Source organism: Sporomusa sp. (assembly GCF_035561255.1).
Lineage (GTDB): Bacteria > Bacillota > Negativicutes > Sporomusales > Sporomusaceae > Sporomusa.
On the sequence record NZ_DATMXX010000343.1, the window covers coordinates 1 to 7,885 of the forward strand.

General features: G+C 41.2%; 9 protein-coding genes. 5 read left to right on the forward strand and 4 right to left on the reverse strand.

Annotation, left to right across the window (positions count from 1 at the left end; all coding sequences use genetic code 11):
• From VN379_RS19410 to VN379_RS19425, 4 genes are all read left to right on the forward strand, one after another.
• The coding region (locus VN379_RS19410) for an ROK family protein (RefSeq protein WP_325536880.1) at positions 1-587 on the forward strand (587 nt) is incomplete at its 5' end.
• Positions 588-601: 14 nt separating this feature from the next.
• Positions 602-1,783, forward strand: a complete 1,182-nt coding sequence (locus VN379_RS19415) for an MFS transporter (protein WP_325536882.1) — start codon at positions 602-604, stop codon at positions 1,781-1,783.
• 245 nt (positions 1,784-2,028) lie between these two features.
• Entirely contained in the window at positions 2,029-2,214 is a 186-nt protein-coding gene (locus VN379_RS19420) for a hypothetical protein (RefSeq protein WP_325536884.1), read from the forward strand.
• A gap of 15 nt (positions 2,215-2,229) precedes the next feature.
• Positions 2,230-2,490 (forward strand): spore coat protein, encoded by a 261-nt coding sequence (locus VN379_RS19425; protein WP_325536885.1) that lies wholly within the window; start codon positions 2,230-2,232, stop codon positions 2,488-2,490.
• A gap of 218 nt (positions 2,491-2,708) precedes the next feature.
• Here the strand turns inward: VN379_RS19425 and VN379_RS19430 are convergent, their stop codons facing one another.
• From VN379_RS19430 to VN379_RS19440, 3 genes are all read right to left on the reverse strand, one after another.
• Positions 2,709-3,290: a CBO0543 family protein gene (locus tag VN379_RS19430; RefSeq protein ID WP_325536887.1), complete on the reverse strand. Its 582-nt coding sequence runs from the start codon at positions 3,288-3,290 to the stop codon at positions 2,709-2,711.
• A gap of 15 nt (positions 3,291-3,305) precedes the next feature.
• Positions 3,306-3,875 carry a CBO0543 family protein gene (locus VN379_RS19435; protein WP_325536889.1) on the reverse strand — a complete coding sequence of 190 codons (570 nt, stop codon included), beginning with the start codon at positions 3,873-3,875 and terminating at the stop codon, positions 3,306-3,308.
• A 96-nt stretch (positions 3,876-3,971) separates the two neighbouring features.
• Positions 3,972-5,132 (reverse strand): oxalate decarboxylase family bicupin, encoded by a 1,161-nt coding sequence (locus tag VN379_RS19440; protein WP_325536891.1) that lies wholly within the window; start codon positions 5,130-5,132, stop codon positions 3,972-3,974.
• 624 nt (positions 5,133-5,756) lie between these two features.
• Between VN379_RS19440 and VN379_RS19445 the strand changes: the two genes are divergently transcribed.
• A complete protein-coding gene (locus VN379_RS19445; RefSeq protein ID WP_325536892.1) occupies positions 5,757-6,680 on the forward strand; it encodes a hypothetical protein in 924 nt (307 codons plus the stop codon).
• Between the two features lie 219 nt (positions 6,681-6,899).
• Here the strand turns inward: VN379_RS19445 and VN379_RS19450 are convergent, their stop codons facing one another.
• The gene (locus VN379_RS19450) at positions 6,900-7,688 is read right to left on the reverse strand and encodes an IclR family transcriptional regulator (protein ID WP_325536894.1); all 789 of its coding nucleotides are present in this window, start codon (positions 7,686-7,688) and stop codon (positions 6,900-6,902) included.
• Positions 7,689-7,885: the final 197 nt, after the last annotated feature.

The following is a 7,885-nucleotide window of genomic DNA, read 5'->3' on the forward strand; positions in this document are numbered from 1 at the left end:
GGATTATACATAGAGGTGTAATTGGTGCCGGTGATATTAAAGAACTGATCGATCTTCCATTGGCTACCTGGTTAAAAGCTAAATATAATCTGCAAATTACAGTTGAGAATGATATGAATCTAACCTCATATGGTTTCTATAAAAAGCAGAATTATGATGAAGATAAAACGATTGCGGTTGTAATTTTTCCGCAGGATAATTGTTCAGGTGCAGGTATAATTGTCGATGGACATATTATTAGAGGCAACACTAACTTTGCAGGTGAAGTGTCTTATTTGCCTTTTGATCATTCACAAGAGCAAATAAAGCAGATAAATAGTGCGGATGTTTATTTTCCTTTAATGGTGAAAACAATTGCATCCATCATCGCAATTATTAATCCTGAAACAATTGTAATAACAGGAGGCTTAATCCGGCTAGATATGATGGAGGATATTTACAATGCTTGTGAAACAATAATACCCCATGAGCATATGCCACAGATCATTATCCAAGAGAACATGCAGGGTGATTATATAAATGGCTTGATTTCGATTACCTTAGAAAGGCTGGCCTGTGATATTCAACTGATAGAAAAAAGAATATAAGGAATTGCAACGTAATGACTAAAAACAAATTCAAACTACAGTCACATGACTGCTCGTTACTTGAATGTTCTATACCGGGTTATTTACAACAAATTTCCACACGGGTAGCATTTTTTATTGCTGGATTTGGGATCGCGGCATGGGCACCTCTTATTCCCTACGCTAAGGACCGCCTTGGTGTTGATGAGGGTGCTCTGGGACTTTTGTTGCTGTGTCTGGGTGCAGGATCTATTATTACCATGCCCCTCGCTGGCGCACTTGCGGCGCGCTTTGGTTGCCGTTTGATGATTTGGGTTGCTAGTTTACTTATATGTGTTTCTTTACCATTTCTTGCCACGGTCGCAAGCGTTCCGGCACTCGTGATTGCACTGCTGCTATTTGGTGCTGCTATTGGTGCGGTCGATGTGGTAGTTAATATCCAGGCCGTGATTGTCGAGAAAGCCAGTGGTAGAGCAATGATGTCCGGATTTCATGGGCTATGGAGTGTTGGCGGTTTTGTTGGGGCAGGAGGTGTTAGTGGTCTTCTTTGGGCAGGCGTATCACCACTAGTTGCAGTGTTATGTGTCATCGTGGTGATTGTAGGGCTTTTATTAGCTTTTGGAAAGCACTTGCTGCCCTATGGGAGTGAAGAAAAGGATGGGCCATTGTTTGTTTTTCCTAAGGGAATGGTCCTTTTCATAGGATTTTTATGCTTCATTGTCTTTCTTGCAGAAGGATCAATGCTGGATTGGAGCGCCGTATTTTTGATTTCGCTGAGAGGGTTTGATTTTTCTCAGGCAGGGCTTGGTTACTCCCTATTTTCAGTTGCGATGACGATTGGCAGGTTAAATGGTGATCGTGTTGTTCACAAATTTGGCGGAAAAACGATACTCATCTTGGGTGGAATATGCGCGTCGGCAGGGATTGCCATTGCTATATTCATTACAACTTGGACCGCTTCTCTTATTGGTTTTGGACTAGTCGGATTGGGTGCTTCCAATATTGTGCCGGTACTGTATTCTGTACTAGGCCGACAGAAAGTCATGCCGTTAAACTTTGCAGTATCGGCTGTTACTACCCTTGGCTATTTAGGAATTCTGGCGGGGCCGGCACTCATAGGTTTTATTGCTCATGCAACAAGCCTCTCCACCGCTTTTTTGGTTGTTGCCGTAATGTTGCTAATTGTGGCAGCCAGTTCTCGTGTTGTAACTGAGTAATAACGCGATAAACAGTGCACCGAATTTTAGCTAAAAAAAAGAGAAACATAGGCAAAGTAATTTTATTGCCATGTTTCTCTTTTTGTTCAGTAACTATTACTGGAATAAATAAGCCTGCCTATTTGCATTGGATTGGACAAAGTTTTAGCGATAGTAGACCGGCAGGCAAGATTCAATATCTGGATATTTTTCAACTTTTTGTTTAATAATAATGATGTATTCAGTTTAGAAAGGAGTGTATATACTTGACGCAGTTAAGTCAGCTGGAGCTTCAGCATTTACGACACATGATTGGCGGCCATGAGACTGTAGCGAATAAGCTCGAAACATATTCTCAGCAATGCAGTGATGCACAACTTAAGCAAATGTTTCAGCAAGATGCAGTAGCAGCCAGGGATTCCAAACAAAAACTTATGGCATTTTTACAATAGGAAGGAGGTATAAAGGTGAACGATAAAGACATGCTAAATGATTATTTGGTATCAATAAAGGGCAGTTTAGCTACCTATGCTAATGTCATTGCTGAAACAAATAACGCGCAATTGCGCTCAACCTTTCAGCAAATGAGAAATCAAGATGAGCAGAGGCAGTATCAGATTGCTCAGACTGCTATGCAAAAGGGATATTATAAGCCAGCTGCTCTTGCTCAGCAGAGCGAAGTTCAGCAATTGAAGAATGAATTGATGAGTTCCTCATCTAATAACTAAAAAACATTAAGTTAAGATAGGTTTCGATGTAAGCCTCAACCCTTCCAGAATAGGTGTTGAGGCTTAATTCTTGCTTTCTCCGTCAATATAAATGATAGTGATTTGAGTGTATGTATAATGTGTTATTTTGATGATTCAGTTACAGTGCAAAATTGAAATGGCTTACCATGTCGAAAAATAGAACTGTCTGGAAACATACGCTGTTTCCAGACAGTTTGTTATCTTGAGGCAAACTTCTTTTTTGCTTTGGCGTTCTCGGCAATTGTATAAATTTTAATAACCGTCCATCTGATAAAGATTGCCATCATAATATAGATTGGAAAGCCATAATAATATTTCCACTTGATTATTTCGTAAAATCCGCCCCATACCAGAATTGGCTCAAAGACAAAGCAGAATATGCCTGCCATTATTATAGTAGCACGCAAAAAGCTTTGCCATGTTTTAAAATGCTGGTAGATAAGGGAATAGATCATCGGCAAGCAGACTAAATCAACTGCTGTTAAGGGTGGGAATATTGGGATTATATCAACCGGATAATCCCATAAAGTCAGTTCCTCACCAAATTCGTCCAAAACAAGGGTAATGAACATGGTTAATCCCGCATGCAGAGTGATTTCCGGCAGGCGTTTTTTATCAACCAGTTTGCACCAGGCAAATAAAGAAAGGACAAACAATCCTATTAAAAAATACCATTTAAAGTGAAATATGTCCTCATGAAGCCATTCATTAATACGTAGGTCAGTTAAAGCTTTTTGAAGTTCGACAGTGGTCGACACTCCTGAATCAGAAAAAAACACTATATAGCTGCCTCCTTAATATGGGTGCACCTGAGCCTTTTCGGCAATGGCAAAAAGCTTAACTATCAAGCATCTGATAATTAATGACACAGCAACATAAATAAGGAAGCTATAATAATATTGCCATTTGAGCAATTGATAAAAATTAGCCCATACTAGAGCAGGTTCCACGGCAAAAGACAGTAACCCAGCTATTGTAATGCTGGCCAGGATAAAACTCTTCCAAGTATTGAAGTGTTGATAGGCAAGCGAAAATACCACTGGTAAAATCAATAAGTTGATAGCAGTTAAAACTGGAAAAATAGGGAGTAGATAGATAGGATAAAACCATAGGGTTAATTCTATGCCACATTCATCGATTCCCATTGTTACAAGTGTTGTCAGAACTGCATATAATAGGATTTCAGGTAATCGCGTCTTATCAAGCAGTTTCCACCAGACGACTATACTCAGGATCGATAACCCTAACAGGAACCACCAGTTAAAATGGAATAGGTCTTCACGTAGCCATTTATTAAGGTGAACTGCAGTAAGCAATTTCTGGATTTCCATCTCAATCGGTGTACCTGTTACAGCAAGGAACATATATTGCCTCCGCAGCGAGATAATGTATTCTAACAGGATTATTGTGTCCAGAGGACGGTTACCCCATTCAAAATGACAAGCAGATCTTTAACATATCTAGACGATTTCTACTTTTTCCTTGCGCAGGGCATCTATAAATTTCGTGCCTACATGCAAGTTGCTTTGAACCAGCTCTGGGGGAGTTAACGCCATCCATTGGTTGAGCGACATGTCAGCATAGTGGGCAGACCGGAATATCTCTAGAAACCATAGGCTGCAGTCGCCTGTGTTTTGTACATAGTGTCCGTAGGGGAACGGTATATAGCCTACATCACCGGCCTGAACATTGAATGTGCGGGCATTGCCATTAGCCGCAAATGCTGTCATGCGCCCCATCCCTGAGATGTAATATTGCCACTCGTCGTTGAAGTGCCAATGCATTTCTCTCATGCCGCCCGGCCTGACTTCCACCAAAGCCGCAGCGGTTGTTGTTGAAATAGGGAAGTTAGTGGAATCGACTATTCGTACCGTTCCGTACGGATATATTAACGGCGCTTGGGCAAGCAGCCGGTGTTTGAAGGTTTTTGGCACGGTCCCGAAAGGATCAGGTACCTTCTGGCATTGTAGCGGTCCGGGTATTTCCGATTGGTAAATATAGCGTTGTTTTGAAGGGATATTGGCAAAGGCGCTTTTCGGTACCCCGAAATTTGCCGACAGGATATCTTTCGGTGTGTGCGCGAACCAATCGGAGATTGAGAAGGTATTGAGATCAGAGAAATTGCCATCGTTGAAGACGAGTAGAAACTCGCAGCCATTCTCCAATCCCTGGATCGTGTGCGGAATTCCTTCAGGAAAGAACCAAAGATCGCCAGGAAAAATGTCGCCAATGAAGTTACGGCCGTCCTGGTCAACCGAGGTGACGCGAGCGCTCCCGACCAGGACATAAGCCCATTCGGTCTGTGAATGCCAGTGCATCTCACGTACACCACCTGGCGTCAGGGCCATGTTCACCCCGGCAAGCGTGGTTGCGACCGGCAGCTCTCTAATCGTCACTTCCCGCGACCAGCCACCGTGATTTAACGTCATGTGGGCGTCGGAAAAAGAAAATTTTAAATTGGGGATTAATCCAGCATCGGTGGCTGGTGGGACAAGCATGTCCGGATTCTCAAAATCTCTCATGATGTTCCGCGGACCCAGATCAAGGGCGCCGGCACCATCAGGCCTTACCGGTTGCGGCAGATCTTCGCACATCGCTTGATCCCAGGAACGTTTAATCATAGAACGGCCTCCTTTTTGGAGTATTTTAAGGCATTGTTTTAAGTTTCAATATTATGTTATGTAAAATACAGATATAGGGAAACTTGTCCATGTTGCTTTTTTACCGTTTTATCGTATTAATTGAATGAGGCAAGGGACGGGTTAGGCTTTGGTGTACTAATGGATGAGTATATAAGCTGGCGGTCATAATAGTTAGGCATCACATTTAGAACCTCGGTAATTTTGTCCCGCTGGTCCTATAGCAAAATATGAGCGTTGATTCAAATTCACCTTTTGCTTTTATCAAAATCATGACTACGCCTTGGGTGGCTGGAACTAGAAAGCTGGCTAGGAGGACGAATAATAATTTTTTAAAGAAAATTATTATTTGACGGAATTTGTTATTTGCATTATAATACATTATAAGCTGCCAATCTGCTGACAATATCATATTGTGTTGAACCCGCCACGGGATAGAGGAGTGTGACATATCGCGCTCACCGGTACGAGCCGAGTATCCATACGTAGGGGGTTTTTTTATAGGAAAAAGCTGAGACGAGCTTTCGCTTCATAGAAAATCGAGGGGATGAGTTCCGATTACTCACAGTTGTTATAGCGAAGAATTAAAACGGGGGGAGATAAAATTTGAAAATAGTTAGCTTACGCATTTTACTGATTTTAAGTTTACTAATAGGATTTGGCACTACTGGTTCAGTTTGGGCAGCGGCAGCTAGTGAAACATCTCCGGCTAATATAAAAATCGAACAATGGGCAGGGCATAACTTTACATTTCTTGCTTTACCTGCTGATAAGCAATCTGCAGGATATGAGATTTTTGCAGTAAATCAGGCAAATCAGGGATTTCAAGGTGATCGTTCTGTTCGCATTCCTTATGCTGAACATGTTGGAAAACAGGTTACAGTCACTGCAGTAGTACCATTTGCAGCCGGCTATAATCAGCAAGAGTATATGGTTAGTATGACAGTAAATGAAACCGGTGAGAAATTGCTTGGCCGTACCATGCGCGGGCAATTAGAAGGTTTGGTTTTAACATCTGATCTGAATAATGCCCGTAAACAGTTTTTGGGAAAAACTGTTTATTCGAAATTTAGAGAGCTGTCAGGGCTATATATTCCTGGCGGGGATACGACGCCAATGGCCGTATCAACTGCTATTGGTGGTCCGGTTACCGTGGTTGATGTATATGCGGGTAATCAATCCGAAGAACCGATTTGGCTCATTGTTTCAGTAAATGGAGAAAAGGCGGTTTTACCCATAGCTTACAGTTGGACTAATATGCCAACTCAAGCTTGGACCCAGACGCCTCCTTGGCAAGATGCTTTGTTTACGGAAGATCCGAGAGTTAGTCTTGGCGGTTCTTATGAATTATGGAGTCAAATTCAAAACGGGAATGTAGCAGCAGGTATGAGTAAAGGGCAAGTACAGCTTAGTTGGGGCAAACCACTCCGTACTGAAGCAGATGATTCAGTTTGGATCTATGATACCGAGAAACTAAGTTTTAATGGTGATACGCTGCTTTCCATTGAAACTCTTTCAGAAAGCAAATGATAGTCATTAAGTAGAAGTTGTTTCTGAAAGCAGAATATCTTCCCAAAGTAGAAAATCATGAAATAAACGGGGATGATCTTGACGCGAGTGATATTTTGCTAGAACAGAAAGGTATAAAAATAGAAGCCGTTCACGTAAAAGTGATATGGCTTCTATTTTTAATTGGAGATTGTATGGTGGTATAATCAAGCAGAAAATGAAATTTATTCTATGAGCAACCTATTCCCGATATCCTAGTTGTTGCGAAATTAATCTTGCCTTTTCCTGCAATATGCGGATAACAGAAGTATACTTTTCTGTATTAAACCAGGCTGTAGCACCCGAAATAGTAATAGCTGCCTCAAGTTTACCATTGGCGTTAATTATTGGTGCACCAATACAGGTAACGCCTTCGATAGTTTCGTTACTTGCAACAGAATATTCCAGTTCCCTAATTTGGGTGATTTCTTTAAATAGAGTTTGCCTGTCGGTTATCGTATAAGAAGTATATTGTGTTAATGGTTGAGCCATTACTTTATTAATGAATTCATCTGAATTAAATGCCAGAAATATTTTTCCAAGAGCAGTACTGTGAAAAGTATTGCAGTAATCAAAGCGCGGGACAATGAAAGCCGAACGTGAGGGCTCCAATCTTTCAATGATTGTCAATTGATTGGCAGATAGCACTGCCAAAAGAACAACCTCTTCAGCTTCGTTAACTAATTCTTTTAGAATAGGGGAAGCAATTCTGCGAATATTTAAACGCTCAGTACAAGCCAATCCGAGCGGCATTAGGCGAAAACCCAATGTATAATGTCCTGTATCTGTCTGACGTACGAGATCTCTAGCAAGTAAAGTTTGCAGTAAATTGTGTGTTGTGCTTTTCTGTACACCGAGAGCTCTGCTTAGTTCGGTGACTCCCATTTCTCGTGGTGCGCCTTCAAGCAGAAAAAGGAGTTCTATTGCGCGATCTACTGAAGCAACTAAATATTTATTTTTCTCAGAAATTGGCTTTGTTATTTGTCTCATATAACATCGCATCCTTATTTTTCACTTACCCGGCATCTTTTCCTCATGGCAATGCCGGCTAGTATACTCGGTTTTATCTTATGATCCAAAACAAGTCGTTCGTTAATAATGAACGACGTTCTGAGTTAATAAATAAATCCGCTTAAGTAATTTCTATAAGTAGTTACAAAACCCTTTACAATCATATAGGTATACTG